This window comes from Lacrimispora sp. (assembly GCF_032078915.1).
GTDB lineage: Bacteria > Bacillota > Clostridia > Lachnospirales > Lachnospiraceae > Lacrimispora.
On record NZ_DAMAUN010000116.1, the window covers coordinates 1 to 15,773 of the forward strand.

General features: G+C 43.5%; 19 protein-coding genes and 1 pseudogene. All 20 read left to right on the plus strand.

Annotated features, from left to right (window positions below; genetic code table 11):
• Positions 1-432 (plus strand): annotated as a pseudogene (locus tag RT269_RS27015) (DEAD/DEAH box helicase); the annotation flags it as partial.
• A gap of 13 nt (positions 433-445) precedes the next feature.
• Positions 446-2,668 carry an AAA family ATPase gene (locus RT269_RS27020; RefSeq protein ID WP_313187349.1) on the plus strand — a complete coding sequence of 741 codons (2,223 nt, stop codon included), beginning with the start codon at positions 446-448 and terminating at the stop codon, positions 2,666-2,668.
• Between the two features lie 315 nt (positions 2,669-2,983).
• Positions 2,984-3,145 (plus strand): hypothetical protein, encoded by a 162-nt coding sequence (locus tag RT269_RS27025; protein WP_166433294.1) that lies wholly within the window; start codon positions 2,984-2,986, stop codon positions 3,143-3,145.
• Positions 3,135-3,533: a RusA family crossover junction endodeoxyribonuclease gene (locus RT269_RS27030; protein ID WP_313187353.1), complete on the plus strand. Its 399-nt coding sequence runs from the start codon at positions 3,135-3,137 to the stop codon at positions 3,531-3,533. Before RT269_RS27025 ends, RT269_RS27030 begins: the two co-directional genes overlap by 11 nt.
• Positions 3,530-3,745, plus strand: coding sequence for a hypothetical protein (locus RT269_RS27035; RefSeq protein ID WP_313187354.1), 216 nt, complete (start codon positions 3,530-3,532; stop codon positions 3,743-3,745). Before RT269_RS27030 ends, RT269_RS27035 begins: the two co-directional genes overlap by 4 nt.
• Positions 3,746-3,925: 180 nt before the next feature.
• Positions 3,926-4,726: a DNA adenine methylase gene (locus RT269_RS27040; RefSeq protein ID WP_313187356.1), complete on the plus strand. Its 801-nt coding sequence runs from the start codon at positions 3,926-3,928 to the stop codon at positions 4,724-4,726.
• A gap of 82 nt (positions 4,727-4,808) precedes the next feature.
• Positions 4,809-5,060: a hypothetical protein gene (locus RT269_RS27045; RefSeq protein WP_313187357.1), complete on the plus strand. Its 252-nt coding sequence runs from the start codon at positions 4,809-4,811 to the stop codon at positions 5,058-5,060.
• Positions 5,061-5,129: 69 nt separating this feature from the next.
• Positions 5,130-5,483 (plus strand): hypothetical protein, encoded by a 354-nt coding sequence (locus RT269_RS27050; protein ID WP_313187358.1) that lies wholly within the window; start codon positions 5,130-5,132, stop codon positions 5,481-5,483.
• 20 nt (positions 5,484-5,503) lie between these two features.
• Positions 5,504-5,965: a hypothetical protein gene (locus RT269_RS27055; RefSeq protein WP_313187359.1), complete on the plus strand. Its 462-nt coding sequence runs from the start codon at positions 5,504-5,506 to the stop codon at positions 5,963-5,965.
• A 4-nt stretch (positions 5,966-5,969) separates the two neighbouring features.
• Positions 5,970-6,467 (plus strand): helix-turn-helix domain-containing protein, encoded by a 498-nt coding sequence (locus RT269_RS27060; RefSeq protein WP_313187360.1) that lies wholly within the window; start codon positions 5,970-5,972, stop codon positions 6,465-6,467.
• 299 nt (positions 6,468-6,766) lie between these two features.
• The gene (locus RT269_RS27065; RefSeq protein ID WP_313187361.1) at positions 6,767-7,171 is read left to right on the plus strand and encodes a hypothetical protein; all 405 of its coding nucleotides are present in this window, start codon (positions 6,767-6,769) and stop codon (positions 7,169-7,171) included.
• Positions 7,172-7,241: 70 nt separating this feature from the next.
• Positions 7,242-7,820: a phage tail protein gene (locus RT269_RS27070; protein WP_313187362.1), complete on the plus strand. Its 579-nt coding sequence runs from the start codon at positions 7,242-7,244 to the stop codon at positions 7,818-7,820.
• Positions 7,821-8,015: 195 nt separating this feature from the next.
• A complete protein-coding gene (locus RT269_RS27075) occupies positions 8,016-8,759 on the plus strand; it encodes a hypothetical protein (protein ID WP_313187364.1) in 744 nt (247 codons plus the stop codon).
• A 431-nt stretch (positions 8,760-9,190) separates the two neighbouring features.
• Positions 9,191-9,376, plus strand: coding sequence for a hypothetical protein (locus RT269_RS27080; protein WP_313187365.1), 186 nt, complete (start codon positions 9,191-9,193; stop codon positions 9,374-9,376).
• An 85-nt stretch (positions 9,377-9,461) separates the two neighbouring features.
• Positions 9,462-9,989 (plus strand): terminase small subunit, encoded by a 528-nt coding sequence (locus tag RT269_RS27085; RefSeq protein ID WP_313187373.1) that lies wholly within the window; start codon positions 9,462-9,464, stop codon positions 9,987-9,989.
• The gene (locus RT269_RS27090; RefSeq protein WP_313187367.1) at positions 9,989-11,383 is read left to right on the plus strand and encodes a terminase; all 1,395 of its coding nucleotides are present in this window, start codon (positions 9,989-9,991) and stop codon (positions 11,381-11,383) included. The genes RT269_RS27085 and RT269_RS27090 overlap by 1 nt, the downstream gene beginning before the upstream one ends.
• Positions 11,384-12,940, plus strand: a complete 1,557-nt coding sequence (locus tag RT269_RS27095) for a capsid protein (RefSeq protein ID WP_313187368.1) — start codon at positions 11,384-11,386, stop codon at positions 12,938-12,940.
• A gap of 149 nt (positions 12,941-13,089) precedes the next feature.
• Entirely contained in the window at positions 13,090-14,805 is a 1,716-nt protein-coding gene (locus tag RT269_RS27100) for a phage minor capsid protein (protein ID WP_313187370.1), read from the plus strand.
• Between the two features lie 72 nt (positions 14,806-14,877).
• A complete protein-coding gene (locus RT269_RS27105; RefSeq protein ID WP_313187371.1) occupies positions 14,878-15,000 on the plus strand; it encodes a hypothetical protein in 123 nt (40 codons plus the stop codon).
• The coding region (locus tag RT269_RS27110; RefSeq protein WP_313187372.1) for an ADP-ribosylglycohydrolase family protein at positions 14,973-15,773 on the plus strand (801 nt) is incomplete at its 3' end. The genes RT269_RS27105 and RT269_RS27110, both read left to right, overlap by 28 nt.

Below are 15,773 nucleotides of genomic sequence, written 5' to 3' on the forward strand. Positions count from 1 at the left end.
GTTGTCGCTCAAAGAGAGGAAGCCCTTGCAAAACAGCTTAAGGAAATGAGAAACCGCAAAAAGAAGCTGGTAGATCCGTTGCAGTTTGAAATGAGTATTCAGGCGGAGGATTTATCTGGGTATGTCCCTGCCTTTGGCTGGGAAATGGCACCTCCATCAGACAGTCAGAAAAGAGAGCTTGAAAAGCGTGGGATCCTTCCTGATCAGATAGACAATGCCGGAAAGGCCAGTCTTATCCTGGATCGTTTACACAAGCGTCAGGAAGAAAACTTGAGCACACCAAAGCAGATACGCTGCCTGGAAAAGTACGGATTCCAGCATGTGGGAACGTGGAACTTTGATTCTGCTAAAAACATGATTGACCGTATAGCAGCGGAAGGTTGGAGAGGAGCGCCCTCCGGCGTGAATCCGCAGGAATATATACCGGAATAAGGAGACTTGAAACATGGATAGTACATATGACCTCATGGAGGTCCTAAATCATATAGACCCATCAGAGCTTGACTACCAGGGTTGGGTTAATGTTGGCATGGCTCTGCGGCATGAAGGGTATTCCGTTGATATATGGGACCGCTGGAGCATGAATGACCGGCGTTATCACGCAGGGGAGTGTGAGCAAAAATGGCGGGGCTTCCACGGGGCCGGTACTCCGGTGACAGGTGGAACCATTGTCCAGTATGCCAGGGAACAGGGGTGGACACCTCCCTATGATCCTGGGACAGCCCTTGACTGGAACGATACTGTGTCAGCAGAAGGCGTGATTGTTGACAGCAGCTGGGTAGAGGCCAGGGAAGTGCTTCAGCCAAAACATTGGAACCCAGCGGGGGAATTAATAAAATACCTGGAAACACTTTTTGAAGCCGGGGAAAATGTAGGTTATGTCGTAAAGAGCTGGAAGAAAGAAGAAAAGGGCAAGGAAAAATGGGTGCCTGCTGATAAGGGAGCCTATGGCCGGACCGCAGGAAAGTTGATTGAGCTTTTGTCACAGTGCAATGGGGATATAGGCAGCGTGCTGGGGGACTATGATCCAGAAGGTGGGGCGTGGATCCGATTTAATCCTTTGGATGGGAAAGGTGTAAAGAATGACAATGTCTCTGACTTTAAATACGCCCTGGTGGAATCGGATTTGATGGACATTGAGAAGCAACATGCCATTATCCGGGAGTTAGAGTTGCCGGTTGCCTGTCTGGTCCATAGTGGAGGGAAAAGTCTTCATGCCATTGTAAGGATTGATGCTGCCGATCAGGCAGAATATCGGAAGCGGGTGGATTATCTCTATGATATCTGCAAGAAAAACGGACTCGCTATTGACCAGCAAAACAAGAATCCTTCCAGGTTATCCAGAATGCCCGGTGTCATGCGGAGCGACCAGAAACAGTTTATCGTTGATACCAACATAGGGAAAGAGAGCTGGACAGAGTGGAAAGAATGGATCGAATCCATCAATGATGATCTTCCGGATCCGGAAAGCCTTGACGATGTGTGGGAGAACCTTCCGGAGTTGGCGCCGACCCTGATAGACGGCCTGTTACGACAAGGGCATAAGATGTTGATTGCGGGCCCCTCAAAGGCCGGGAAATCGTTTTTACAGATTGAAATGTGTATTGCTATAGCTGAGGGAAAACAGTGGCTTAATTGGGCTTGTACGCAGGGTAAGATCATGTATGTAAACCTGGAACTTGACCGGGCCAGCTGCCTCCACCGCTTTAAAGATGTGTATCAGGCGCTTGGGTGGCAGCCTAAGAACCTTAAAAACATAGATATCTGGAACTTGCGAGGCAAGTCCCGGCCCATGGATAAGCTGGCCCCAATGCTGATCCGTAGAGCAGCGAAAAAGAATTACATAGCTATTGTTATTGACCCGATCTACAAGGTTATCACTGGTGATGAAAACAGCGCGGATCAGATGTCTAATTTCTGCAACCAGTTTGACAAGGTGTGCACGGAACTTGGTGTGGCGGTGATCTACTGCCATCATCACAGCAAGGGAAGCCAGGGAGGAAAGAAATCCATGGACCGAGCCAGCGGATCCGGCGTATTCGCCAGAGATCCGGATGCGCTTATTGACCTTATTGAATTAGAAACGACCGAAGAGCTGATGAAGCAACAGGAGAACCGGGCAGTCTGTGACGCCTGCAGGCAGTACCTTGATGCACATTTCAAGTGGGAGGACGACCTTTCTCAGGACGATTTATGCAGTAGCGTCCAGATGCTCAATTACTGTAAGGAGAAGCTGGACAAGTGGCAAATGGCTGCCTTGGAGCGCAATATAGAAGCTGCCAAGGCCAGAGTAAAGGGAATGACAGCGTGGCGCATTGAAGGGACACTCAGGGAGTTTTCTAAGTTCGATCCGCAGAATCTCTGGTTTAATTATCCCATTCATGTGGTGGATAAGTCCGGAGTCCTGGGAGATATTCAGCCAGAAGCGGACGCACCTTCATGGAAGAAGAATTTCAGCAAAAGGAAGAATCCGGAAGAGGCCAAGAAGGAACGTAAGGAGAGCTTGGAAACTAATTATGAATCTATCCTAAGTTTCAATAATGGTGAAAAAGTGACGGTAAAAGAACTGTGTGAAGCCATGGGGAAATCCGAAGATACGATCAGGAGATACATAAAAGAGCATGGCGGTTTCTGGATTACTGATGGAGAAGTCGGAAAAAAGCAGTAGCCGCAAAGTCGAAGCCGCAAGTGCGGGAGCTGCACGCAAAAGGGAAAAATGCGTCTTGCGTTTTATATACTCAAAATCGAAGTATCTTCGAAAATGCGGGTGATAGCCGCAAAGTCGGTAAAAATCGAGTTTGCGGGAGACGCACGCAAACCTATGTATATACATACATAGAAATGCGGCTTGCGCCTCAGTGGTACGGGGGTGTGTGGGAGTGGGCTAAAGCACAGCCCGCTCCACATCCCACCCCTGCCCCGTACAAGTCGCACGAATGAAAGTGAAAAAATAAAAATTAATGCGTTAAAGGAGTGAAGTGAAATGTTTTGTCCGATTTTAAAAGTTGATTGCATGGAAAAATCATGTGCATGGTACAGCGGGAGTTATGAAGCATGTGCCGTTCAATTGACTGGAGAGAGCTTGTCAGAAATTTCTGTCACAACAGAAGATAAAGGGGTAAAGGTGATTGTGGATGACGATTGATTTCTTTATGCCGATGAAAAAGGTCCCCACCGTGACTCACCAAGAAAAACAGGTGCATGTGGTAAATGGGAAGCCGGTCTTTTATGAACCGGAAGAACTGAAGGCAGCCAGGGCGAAGCTATTGGCACACCTGGGGCAGCACATACCGGAAAAAAGGTTCACTGGTCCTGTGAGGTTAACAACGTGGTGGTGCTTCCCTGTTACTGGCAAACATAAGAACGGGGAGTATAAAACCAGCAAGCCTGACACAGATAATCTGGTAAAGCTTCTTAAGGACGTTATGACAGAGTTGCACTTCTGGAAAGATGATGCACAGGTGGCGTCGGAAGTAATTGAAAAGTACTGGGCGGATCTCCCTGGCATATACGTGAAGGTGGAAAGTCTATGACGGATCAGGAAGTGCAGAAAGCCTTTGACGAGGTGTATAACAAGTTCTGGCTCAATTATCACAATAAGCCTATTCCGAAACAGTCTGACGAGTGGGAAAGGTGCCATACCTGGGCGGTAGTCCTGATGAAGAAATATCCCTTCATGGAGCAGCTGGTAGCGGAAATGATGGCAGAGATTGACCAGAGAATGAGAAAAAGAGAAAACGTTTGAAAGGAGAGCAATGAAAGAAGATTGTGGAAATTGTAGATATAAAAACCGAGGCAGCTTACGGTACCCGTGTAGTACCGGAGTGTATCAGCTTTATCACTCACATAGATGTTTTATATGGAGAAAGAGGGCCTGGTGGCAACGTTTAGCTGAAAAGATTATGAGCGGAAAAGGGGTAATAAAATGAAGTCATTATTACATTATCCCGGTAGCAAGCGGCGGATCGCTTCCTGGATAATCGGAAATATGCCAGAGCACCACAGTTATTTAGATCCGTACTTTGGGGGAGGGGCTGTCCTTTTCGCAAAGCCCCCTTCCAGGATAGAAACAGTAAATGATCTTGACGGTGATGTGGTGAATTTCTTCCGGGTGATACAGAATCCGGAAAGCTGCCGGGAGCTTCAGGAGTGGCTTACATATACGCCGTATTCCAGGCAGATTTATGAGGAAACCTTCCAGGAAGAGCCTAAGTCCCCAGTGGAGCGGGCCGGATACTTTGCAGTAAGATCCATGCAGAGTCATGGATTCAGATTAAATGGCGATTGCGGTTGGAAGAAAGATGTTTATGGCAGGGAAGCAGCCTATGCGGTCCGGTATTGGAATCAGCTTCCGGAAGCACTGGCAGAAATGGCAATCCGGCTTAAAGATGTGCAGATCGAGAACAGACCAGCGCTGGAGTTGATCAGAGCCTTTGACCATGAGAATGTCCTGATCTACCTGGATCCGCCTTATGTATTATCTACACGAGGCCGGAAGCAGTACCGGTATGAAATGTCAGATCAAGATCATGAGGAACTGCTGGAGACGGTGATCAGCAGTCAGGCTAAGGTTATGCTTTCCGGATATGATTGTGAGTTATATGAGCGGTACCTGAAGGACTGGTATAAACTGCAGATGCCGGCCAGAGCGCAGAACAACCTGCGGAGAGTTGAAACGTTGTGGCTGAACTTTGAACCGGCGGAGCAAATGAGGCTAGGGAATTAGAAAGAAGTGAACCTTGATAATTGAATATTGGTGGTTGGCATGATATAATTTTAGTATTACAAATGATGGAGGTCGGCTGTATATGAGTAAAAAGAAACTGGATTATAAAATTTCAGAAGAATTTGATCATGAATTGAATGATATCCGTAATAAGCTAAGTCAATTGGAGAGAGGGAGGATTTACGAGTTAAATGGGGCAAAGATGGACGGTTATCTTGCAACAAATATTGAAGAACTGCGTAAAATGATGAATGAGTTATTGAGTAAAATTCAAAAAGGTGAAGATGGAATAGATACAGAATTAGCGGAAGCATTAAGTACTTTTCATATTTAATAATATTAAAAAAAGCCAACTATCAATATTCGGTAGTTGGTTTTTTTATTGCCCAAAAGGAGGGATAGATTGAGAAAATCACCAAAAGAGCGCCGGGATCAGTATGTGCAAGCACAGAGGATCACCACGGCAGAGGCTGCTATAGCAGTAAAGGCGCCGCCTGTCATGACCTTCTCTGCAACGATGCCGGCTTATACATATACAAGTTTATGTTCACATCGGGGGCTACGGGAGCCACCAGAGCCCAGGCGAAAGACAGAGGAGTGGAAATGTCCTGAATGTTATTGGGATTCAACTAGCGATGTCGAAATGATAAATGCTGTAATATCAGATTATCGTGGCGGATTTTATGACTGGGAATGCACAGTGCATTGGATCTGCCCAGTATGTGGGCATGAATTTGAAACTTTGGAAAGTAATTGAGGAAGGAGGATGAACTGATAGTGTATGAAAATTTATATGCAGTATATGATAGCGGAAAACTACTAGGGGAACATACTGCTAAGGAGTGGGAAGCAGCACTTTACATACCCCGGCAGACCACGAGGGATTATGCACGCGAGGGAAGGACCTACGGAGGACGGTATACTTTTAAGGTGATAATAGGCGTATCTAAGGAGGTCGAAGCCAGCCAGGAGGATCCAGAAATTACAGCAAAGGATCTGGAGAAGTTTAAGCAGTCTTTGAAGATCGGGGCTAGATTTGCCTATGAGAGTTTCCGAAAAGACTTTGTCAGGGGAACGCGAATTACATCCGAAAAGGTTATTGTAGTGAAAAAGTATCCTCATATCGTGGAGTTGGCTAGTTTGAAAGACTCCAAGAGGATAGTAACCATGACATATACAGAGCTCTTGAAACAGAAAAGAGATAGAACTAAAAAGAAAGTATTAACTGCAGGGAGGTGATTGATTGGAAAAGGAATTAGCAGAGCAGCTGGTAAGAACTGCAGCACTTGAGGCTGTGAAGGAATTTGAGAAGTCTCAGAAAAAGAATAAGCGGGTAAAGGTATTTCAGAATGCAAAGAAGCTTATGGAGAATTATAACCGGATATGTCAGAGCGTTCAGGAGGGCGTGTCGGAGCTATCTGACGTGGACGCTGGGGAAGAACTAGAGGAGCTATCGGCAGAGGATATTTACATAAACAGCATCATAAAAAGCAAGCTGCGGAGTATTATCATGATTGCGCATATTGATAAATGCTTGAAGCTTCTGGAAGATGAGATGATCAGGAAGGAGTTACCTGAAAAATACGAGGCTTTTAAAAGCTTCTATTTGGACAGGGATACTCAGGAAGACATTGCGGAAAGGCTTGATACTACGGACAGAACCGTAAGGCGATGGATTTCTGAATTGACCGATATTCTAAGTGTATATTTATTTGGGGCAGATGCAATTATGCTGGATTAGAGGACTTGACAAACCGTGTCAAAACCGTGTCCTTGTAAAGTCCACATGGACGATTTATAATGATAGTATCCAAAATTAGATTAATTCGGAAATCCCCCTTTATCGGCTTCTGAGCGCAACAGCTCAGGGGCCGTATTGAATTAACAGCTGACCGCAAACAATGCTAGAACGTGTGTTCGAAAAAGTTTGACGTTTTACATTTGGTGTATTATTATGGTTATATCACGATCGTGTTAACGAAACATACGATACCGGTTAGTATGTGAAACAATGAAAACACTGAAAGCGAGGATTTATTTATGACAGATAAAAAATACTGCATTCAACTTGCAGAATGTGATGGAAATTCTAAAGAAGTTTATTCCTTTGATGAGGTTGAGATTGGCACATGGGTGGACGGCAAGCCAATTTATCGGAAAGTGATTTCCGGGAAAATTGCTAACGAAAGTGGCAATGCCCTTGTCTTTGCAAATGTTTCTGAACTTATGGTTGATCGGATAATTAATTTTTACGGAAACATGATTGACAAGAATAATAGAGCTCAAATCACGTTACAGACATCCTATAATGCAACAACAGGATTGGATGCTGCAGTAAATTTGTATTACCGTAATGATGATTGTAATATATACTATCATTTTAAAGACAATGGATTCTACCCAGACTGTACTGCCTACGTTGTCATCGAATACACAAAGAAGTAATACCCCCTACGGCTGCTAGGTGTAAACATGATGGGTTAAAATTATTAAAAACAAAAGAGAGGTAAATTATATGTGTGAAGATAAAAAGAGTTGTATTACGATCAACTGTGGTTGTTGCGGTAATGGTAATGGCAATGATAGTACACCAGTTGGAACCGTTATTTCGTATATGGGAACAACGGCTCCCAAGCATTACTTAATATGCGATGGGACTATTTATAATATTGACGATTATAAAGATTTTTCACAATTCATTAAATATCAATTTGGTTCTTATAATTGTTTCGGAGGTGACGGTACTACTACTTTTGCCGTACCTGATTTGAGAGGCGAATTTCTAAGAGGTACGGGAACTGGCGCTAGTAATACTGGAACTGGTGCGGCTGTTGGTGTACATCAAAATGCAACAATAGTCCCCGGCTGGTATAATAATGGATATGGAACAGGTGCAGCCATCGGATTAAATAATTCAGATATTGATAGAGTAAATAATACCGTTTTAAGCGCGGAAAATACAGACTTTCTAGAAATGGGAGATTATGGGTATATGCAATTAAATGGAACAGTAATTACATCCGCAAAACCAATAAGGTCATTTACTTCCCGCCCAACCAATACAGCAGTTCTTTATTGTATTAAATACGAATAAAGCATTACTAATAGTGTTCAAAGCAAGACATTACAGGAATCGCTTAACTTTGACGACTGCCAGGTGTAACAGCTTGGCGGCCGATTGATTCCTGATTTTCTCCTTTTTGAAACGCCTGTCGATTTTAGGTCGATGGGTGTTTTCTTTTTTGCATCGTAATGATATGATAAAGAAAAGATGAGGGGGATAAAAAAGATGGACATAACTAACAAGTTAAAAGAAATTACGGAACCGGCTGTTGGTCCAGTCATGGACATGTTATCAGGTCTTGTTTTGGACGGAGTTGCCGGGGCTATAGTGCCAGGAGTGGGTAATTTGATTTTGTCATATAAACAGCAAAGAACGGAAAAAAATTTGGAAATGTTTATCTCCCAAATTGTAGCCCGTCAAAATGAGTTTAACGAACGTCTAAATAGATTAGACCCCGACAGGCTTCAAAAGATAACCAATCATTATTTTGGAATAGTCACTGATTATGTTCTGGCTGTAAGGCAAAAAGATAAAATTAATTTTATAGTAAACGGCTATATTAATTTGAGTGATTTTCAGGAATTTAATGATGACGCAGTTATTATGTATTATGATACGCTAGATCAGTTGACAATGGTTGACATAGCAGTTTTGAAATCTCACCATATTAATTATCGCGGGGACTCCGCAAACCGTGAGTTCTTGGAACAGTTAATGCGAGGGCAACAGCGTTTAATTAATGAGAAATTAGAACGCTTAGGATTATTTAGCAGTGAAAATCAGAGAAAAATGGATGAAAATGTAAAAAATATTGGCGTCTATCTCCAGGAAGTACAAAAAGGGAAAAAGAATCCCAATCTAAAATACAGTAAAGTATGGGGAAGTGATTCCTACAGATTAACAGATTATGGAAGAAAGTTTCTTGAATTTTTTATGAATGAGTATCAATCAGAGGAAGTACAAGAATAATAAACAAGCATCTCAGAGGCGGCCAACCCCGTCTCTTTTTCTTTACCCAAAACAAACGAATGTGAAAAGGCAGCCTAATAAAAACTTTGTTGTGGATAGTTGTTGACATACGGTGCACCGTATGGTATAATATACATAAGGAGGTGAGATACAGATGAGAGGCAGAAGCCGAAAGAAAAAGCCCGATAGCAAACTCAAGACTTGGCTGGTCGGAGTGCTAACGGACTTAATAGTAGGAATAATCCTTCTATTCATTTCAAAGCTACTCAAGTAGCGGAGAGGGGCGAAAGCCCTTCTCTATAACTTATTATAACACACTCATCTGTATAAAATCAATATGTCGGATAATTTGAGATTTTTAGGTATCTTCTTCATCGCCTTGGCATGTGCGAGACTTGCAATAGGCTTGTATTGTATGTGGAGGGATAGCCGTGGAAGAAAAGAAGATTAGGTCACAGGACAAATGGAACGCAAAAGCCGGTCTGATCAGTAAATCCTATAAACTGAAACGAGAATTGACAGAACAGTTCGCAGAGGCCTGTGAGAAGGCAGGAGTTAGCCAGGCAGGACAGATTACCAAAATGATGAAAGAGTTTATCGATGAACAGAATAAGTAGTGCAGGGAAGCATTCGGGAAACCGGGTGCTTTTTCTATTGCATGAAAATGTTTTGATATCTAAAACGACGAAAGGAGTGAGCCTGATGGCATTGACAGCCAAACAGAAAATATTTGCGGATGAATACCTGATTGATCTTAATGCCACCAGGGCTTACAAGGTGGCGTATCCCAGGGTCAAGAAGGATGAAACGGCTAGAGCAAACAGTAGCCGAATGCTAACAAATGCTAACGTTGCCGTTTATGTTGAAAAGCGCATGAAAGACCGGGAGAAGCGTACTGAGATCACCCAGGACATGGTTTTAAAAGAGTTGGCAAAGATCGGATTTGCGGATGTCACTGACTTTGTGACGATTGAGGACAAAGGAATCCTTAGAGTGGTTCAAGTGAAAACCACTGATGAAATGCCTGGAGATAAGATGGGAGCCATTGCCGGAATCAAAGAAGGGGCAAACGGTATTGAAATCAAACTGAACGATAAGGGCAAGGCCCTAGAACTGATCGGCAGGCACCTGGGTATGTTTAAGGATAAGCTGGAAGTATCCGGCACTCTGGAGACTGAGAAAACGAAGCTTGATGACCTTATTAAGCAGATGTGCGGCGGTGATGGGTAATGAGTGACGAACGCCTACTTCTGTCAAAGAAGTACAAAGCCTTTCTAAAGTGTAATGCTCCGGTGGAGTTTTTAGAGGGGACAACAGCCGCAGGTAAGACTACGGTCGGCCTGTTTAAGTTCATGCTTAAGGTAGCAGAGAGCCCTAAGAAGCTGCACATCATAGCCGCAAAGGATACTGGAACCGCAGAGAAGAATATCATCAATAAGGATCTGGGAATCATAGATGATTTCGGTGTTCTCACTGAATACAATGGCAACGGAACCAAAGATGATAAGATCCCCCACATTCTCTTCCATACTTCCGGTGGCGATAAGATTATCTATGTAATGGGTTACGGAGATAAGAAGAAATGGCAAAAGGCTCTGGGCGGCCAGTACGGCTGTCTGTACATTGACGAGATTAACACAGCCGATATAGAGTTTGTACGGGAATCTGCTATGCGTTGTGATTACCTAATGGGAACGCTTAACCCTGATGATCCGAACCTGCCAGTCTACAAGGAGTATATTAACTGTTCCCGGCCACTTACTGAGTGGAAGGACGAAACGCCGAAAGAAATACTGGAAGAATTACAAGAAGAACCAAAGCCCGGTTGGGTGCATTGGTTCTTTTCTTTTACCCATAATTTGGGTCTACCCAAGGAGAAGCTGGAAAACATTATCCGGAATACGCCGAAAGGTACTAAGATATGGAAAAACAAAATTGAGGGTCTAAGAGGTAAGGCAACCGGCCTGATCTTTAGTAACTTTGACCGGAAGAAACATGTGGTAAACAAGGATCACGCAAAACAGTTTATCCGTAATCAAAACAACCGCCAACAGACAGAATGGTTTGTACATTTTTCAGCCGGCCTAGACACATCATATTCCCAGAAGTCCCCGGATACCATTTCCATGAGCTTTATAGGTATCACCAATCGGGGAAACTGCTATGTGCTTGACGAGAAGGTTTACAACAATGCAGATCTGGGAATACCTCTGGCCCCTACGGATACGGTCCGTAACTATATTGACTTCCTGGATCGCAACCGGAACGAATGGGGATTTGCCAGAGATACCTTCATTGATTCTGCGGATCAGGCAACCATAACAGAGTTCTTAAAATATAAGCGCTTGAATGGCTGTGTTTATAATTTCAATGATGCATGGAAGAAAGAGCAGATTATCGACCGTATTATCAACCAGCTGAACTGGTTTGCTGATGCGGGAACAAAGCCATGTTTTTATATCGTGGATACTTGCGCCAACTACATCCGAGAGCTTGAAGTATACAGCTGGCTGGAAGGTAAGGACAATACGCCAGAGGATAAAAACGATCACATGGTAAACAGCGTACAGTACGCATGGTTGCCATACGAAGTCAAAATAGGAACAGGAAGGAGGAGTTCATAAATGGGTTGGTTTAAAGATATGTATTTCAAGTTGCTTAAGGTTGTACGAGCAAAAGAACGGCAGGTGGTTATAAAGGAACCGCTTTCCTTTCAAGGAAATGTACTAAAAAATAAGATCTGGTACCGTGGAGATCCGTCAGAGTTGGAACAGTTCTTTAAACAGACAGCTTACTGTGATGTGTTTAAGGCAAGGTTCTGGGCTTCCGTTCCGTTCCGGAAAGTAAGAAAAATTCATTCCGGTATTGTAGGGATAGTGGTGGATCGGTTTAAGGATATCATAACCGCAGATTATAATGATATCAGTTTTGGAGAAAAAGGAGACAATCAGCCTTTAAAGGAATTATGGGATGAGATTACAAAGGATAATGACTTTGAAGGGCTCCTGGGTGAAGCGGTGGCTGGCGCTCTGTCAGCCGGAGACGGTGCTTTCAAAATAAGTCTTGACCATATCAGTAAATATCCTGTCATAGAATTTTACGAGGCAGATCAGGTTGAATACAAATACCAGCGAGGAAGACTATTTGAAATTGTCTTTTCCACAGCTTATCCTTATCCCAACAATGAAACAAAGGAATACCGTCTGGAAGAAACCTACGGAAAAGGGTATGTAACTTATAAGCTCTACGAAGATGGAGGCGAGGAAGTGAAACTCAATACTCTTCCGGAAACAGCAATTTATGAGGATACTGCTTTTGATGGTGATTACATCATGGGTGTGCCCCTTATCTTCTTCACATCAAGCAAGTGGAAGGGGAGAGGCAAAGCACTGTTTGAAGGAAAGACGGACGATCTGGACGCCCTGGACGAGGTGATCAGCCAGTGGCTTGATGCAGTAAGAAAGGGAAGAGTGAACCGGTATATCCCAGAAGATATGGTGCCAAGAGATCCGAACACTGGGCAGCTCATTGAACCAAATGAGTTTGATAATGATTACATAGCCATCGGAGCAGTAAAGAAAGAAGGGTATAGCGATAAAATTGAGGTAGTTCAACCCCAGATATCCTATGAAGCGTATTTAAACAGTTATTCGGCCTTTATGGATCTGGTGCTACAGGGTATCATTTCCCCGGCTACTCTTGGTATTGATCTAAAAAAGACAGACAATGCCGATAGCCAGAGGGAAAAGGAGAAGATTACCATGTACACTAGGGGGACGCTGGTTAAGGTGCTTTGTAAGGTCCTCCCGGAGTTAGTAAGTAAAATCATGATGACTTATGACCAGATGCAGGAAAAAGCCCCTGGAGAATATGAGGTTTCCGTCAAGTTTGGGGAGTACGCAGCTCCAGGCTTTGATTCAGTAGTGGAGACTGTCAGCAAGGCCCGGACCAGCGGAGTCATGAGTATAGAAAAATCCATAGACGAGATGTACGGAGATACCTTGACGGAAGATGAAAAGTCTAAGGAGGTCAAGCGGATCAAGTTTGAGCAGGGGATCTTTGAAACAGAAGAATCTGGGCTTAATACGGAAGGAGTGAAGATGGATGAAAGTGAAGGTAATGAACCGCCTGTACAAAATGAGCCAGCCGGAGTATCAGGGGCTCCTGAAGGTAGCAAGTGAGCAGGTTCCTTTCGGTATTTACGCTGTGGAGAAAAAGGAATACGCGGAGCTCCGTTGTGATAAGTGCAAAAGTATTACGCAGCTGAAAGAGCTCACCCGGCAGTTCAAGGTTCAAGGGTATAAAGTTTTGGCAAACGGCAGGTGACAGCATGAATGAGTATGATATCACGGCTGCCTTTGAGGTCATAGAACAGGAACTAATCTCTTCCATGATCCGTAATATGGATCGTCACCGGGCCGAGGAAATCAAAGAGGGATACGATTGGTCTATGTGGCAGACTGAGCAGCTTAAGGCCCTGGAAAAATATAAACTGGAAAACCAGAAGAAGTACAGCAAACAGTTTAAAAGTATCAATGCTCAAATAGGAGAGTTGATCTGGCAGGCCAAACAACAGGGAGGGCTAAAGCAGGAAGAACAGATCCTCCGGGCTATCAAGAAAGGCTTTAAAAACTATAAGCCTGCTTCGGCAGCCATGCAGGCAGAGTTTTTCAAACTGAATACCCGGAAACTGGAAGCTCTGATCAAGGCAACCAGTAACGATATGAAGAAAGCAGAAACAGCAGTCTTGCGAATGGCAAATGACCAGTATCGTAAGGCTATTTTTAATGCCCAGGTATACGCTAATTCCGGAGCCGGGACTTATGAAAAAGCCATTGACATGGCAACTAAGGATATGCTTTCACGGGGCCTTAACTGTATTGAGTACAAAAACGGAGCCCGCCATACTCTGCCTGACTATGTTGACATGGCAATCCAGACGGCCAGCAAACGGGCATACCTACAGGGAGAAGGAGAGAAACGCCAGGAGTGGGGAATCAGTACGGTTATCGTAGCAAAGCGCGGGAATCCTTGTCCCAAGTGCCTTCCTTTTGTAGGAAAAGTCCTAATCGACGATGTATGGAGTAGCGGGAAGGCTTCTGATGGTCCTTATCCCTTAATGAGTATGGCAATAGCAAGAGGCCTGTATCATCCAAGGTGCAAGGATAGTCACAGTACATATTTTCCTGGTATCTCTACTGCGGATGATACCTGGACCAGAGAAGAATTAAAGTCAATTGAAAAATCTTATAAGCAGGAGCAGGATCAGCAATATACCCAGAGGCAGGTTGAAAAATTAGAAAGGCTAGCTGTCAACTCTCTTGATAAAGAAAATCAAAAGAAATATAAAGCTCAGACAGAGAAGCAAAGGCTGAAGTTAAATGAAGAAGATATACTAAAGCACGCAAAGAAATTTGATGATAGACAGACTGCTGATGGATATCATCGACCAATTACCGAAAAGATGTGGGAAGAATTTAATGACGGTCAGAAAAAGGCCCTGTGGAGGTATACTGGTTCAGAATACAGAGAAATGAATACCTCTCTAAGACAGGGAACGGTCGCAAATCAAAGACAATCCATACAGGACTATATAAAAGATATGACAGAGGCGATAGATAAATGCCAGATGCCAGATGATGTTTGGGTACGCCGGGGTGTAAGTGCGAACGGTCTTGGCGGACTATTGGAAATCGATGTTGAAAAGCTAAAGAGTAAAGATTTTCAAAACAGTGTTATTTCTACAAAATGTACAGAAAAAGGATTCATGTCTACTGGCGTTTCTAAAGAGGCAGGCTTTTCTGGTATCAATTTGGATATTTGTTTACCCAAAGGAACGAAAGCCATTTATGCAGAACCTTTTTCACGGTATGGGGGAACAAACAGCAGCGGAACCTGGGACGGCAAGGAGATAGCTAGCCATATCGGTTCTGAAGCTGAAATCATTGTTCAGAGAAATTCTACATTCCGTATAATGGCGATAGATTCAGATGAAACTGGGATAATAAAAAGAGTGGAATTACTGCTAATTAAGCAGGATTACTAAATTTGATTATTGCACAGGAATATGGTATACTATAGTGTGAAGTATTCTATCCAATCGGAAGGAGGGATTCGTATGGATAAAGACGAAAATGCTACCACTTTAGAGAAGCAGGAAAAGAATTTAGCCGTAGAAATCGAGACGGCAAGAGAGGAAGGAAAGAGTGAGGCTTGGATAAGGCAAAATTTAGACATTTAGACAAATTACGATCTGCAATCTATGGTTTAGCTGTCGGAGATGCTTTAGGCGTACCAGTAGAGTTTATGGATCGTGGTAGTTTTCATGTCACTGACATGAAAGGGTATGGGACGCATAACCAGCCAGCAGGTACATGGTCGGATGACACTAGTATGACATTGGCGACATGTGATTCAATAAGAGAACTACAAAAAATCGACCTAAATGATATTATGAGATGTTTTTCTGAATGGTATTATGAAAACAGCTATACGGCGAGCGGAGAAGTCTTTGATATTGGCGGAACGACTGCAAGTGCAATAAGGCGATATAGCCCAGGGTGCGAATCGGTAAAATGTGGTTTAGATCATGTGAGTGCAAATGGTAATGGTTCATTAATGAGAATTATCCCATTCGCATTTTGTAATTGTGCAAAAGAAGAAATTCAAAATGTATCAAAGCTTACACACGCTCATAATATTTCTGTTACAGCCTGCGAGATATATGTTCAGATAGCACAAAGACTACTGAACGGCGAAATGATTAAAGATATCCTTGGTACTATGGAATTTAGAGGGCCATTTGAGCGATTGACGAGGATTGGTGACCTGGAAGAGAAAGAAATAGCGTCATCGGGATATGTAATTCATACATTGGAAGCGGCGTCGTGGTGCCTTCTGACAACAAATAGCTATGAGGAGTGCGTACTGAAGGCTGTAAATTTAGGTGAAGATACGGAAACCACCGGTGCAGTAGCTGGAGGGCTCGCAGGTATTGTCTACGGGTATGATAAC

Coding starts and splice junctions, on each gene's coding strand:
- RT269_RS27020 (WP_313187349.1), top strand. CDS start 446: ATGGATAGTACATATGACCTCATGGAGGTCCTAAATCATATAGACCCA.
- RT269_RS27025 (WP_166433294.1), top strand. CDS start 2,984: ATGTTTTGTCCGATTTTAAAAGTTGATTGCATGGAAAAATCATGTGCA.
- RT269_RS27030 (WP_313187353.1), top strand. CDS start 3,135: ATGACGATTGATTTCTTTATGCCGATGAAAAAGGTCCCCACCGTGACT.
- RT269_RS27035 (WP_313187354.1), top strand. CDS start 3,530: ATGACGGATCAGGAAGTGCAGAAAGCCTTTGACGAGGTGTATAACAAG.
- RT269_RS27040 (WP_313187356.1), top strand. CDS start 3,926: ATGAAGTCATTATTACATTATCCCGGTAGCAAGCGGCGGATCGCTTCC.
- RT269_RS27045 (WP_313187357.1), top strand. CDS start 4,809: ATGAGTAAAAAGAAACTGGATTATAAAATTTCAGAAGAATTTGATCAT.
- RT269_RS27065 (WP_313187361.1), top strand. CDS start 6,767: ATGACAGATAAAAAATACTGCATTCAACTTGCAGAATGTGATGGAAAT.
- RT269_RS27070 (WP_313187362.1), top strand. CDS start 7,242: ATGTGTGAAGATAAAAAGAGTTGTATTACGATCAACTGTGGTTGTTGC.
- RT269_RS27075 (WP_313187364.1), top strand. CDS start 8,016: ATGGACATAACTAACAAGTTAAAAGAAATTACGGAACCGGCTGTTGGT.
- RT269_RS27085 (WP_313187373.1), top strand. CDS start 9,462: ATGGCATTGACAGCCAAACAGAAAATATTTGCGGATGAATACCTGATT.
- RT269_RS27090 (WP_313187367.1), top strand. CDS start 9,989: ATGAGTGACGAACGCCTACTTCTGTCAAAGAAGTACAAAGCCTTTCTA.
- RT269_RS27095 (WP_313187368.1), top strand. CDS start 11,384: ATGGGTTGGTTTAAAGATATGTATTTCAAGTTGCTTAAGGTTGTACGA.
- RT269_RS27100 (WP_313187370.1), top strand. CDS start 13,090: ATGAATGAGTATGATATCACGGCTGCCTTTGAGGTCATAGAACAGGAA.
- RT269_RS27105 (WP_313187371.1), top strand. CDS start 14,878: ATGGATAAAGACGAAAATGCTACCACTTTAGAGAAGCAGGAAAAGAAT.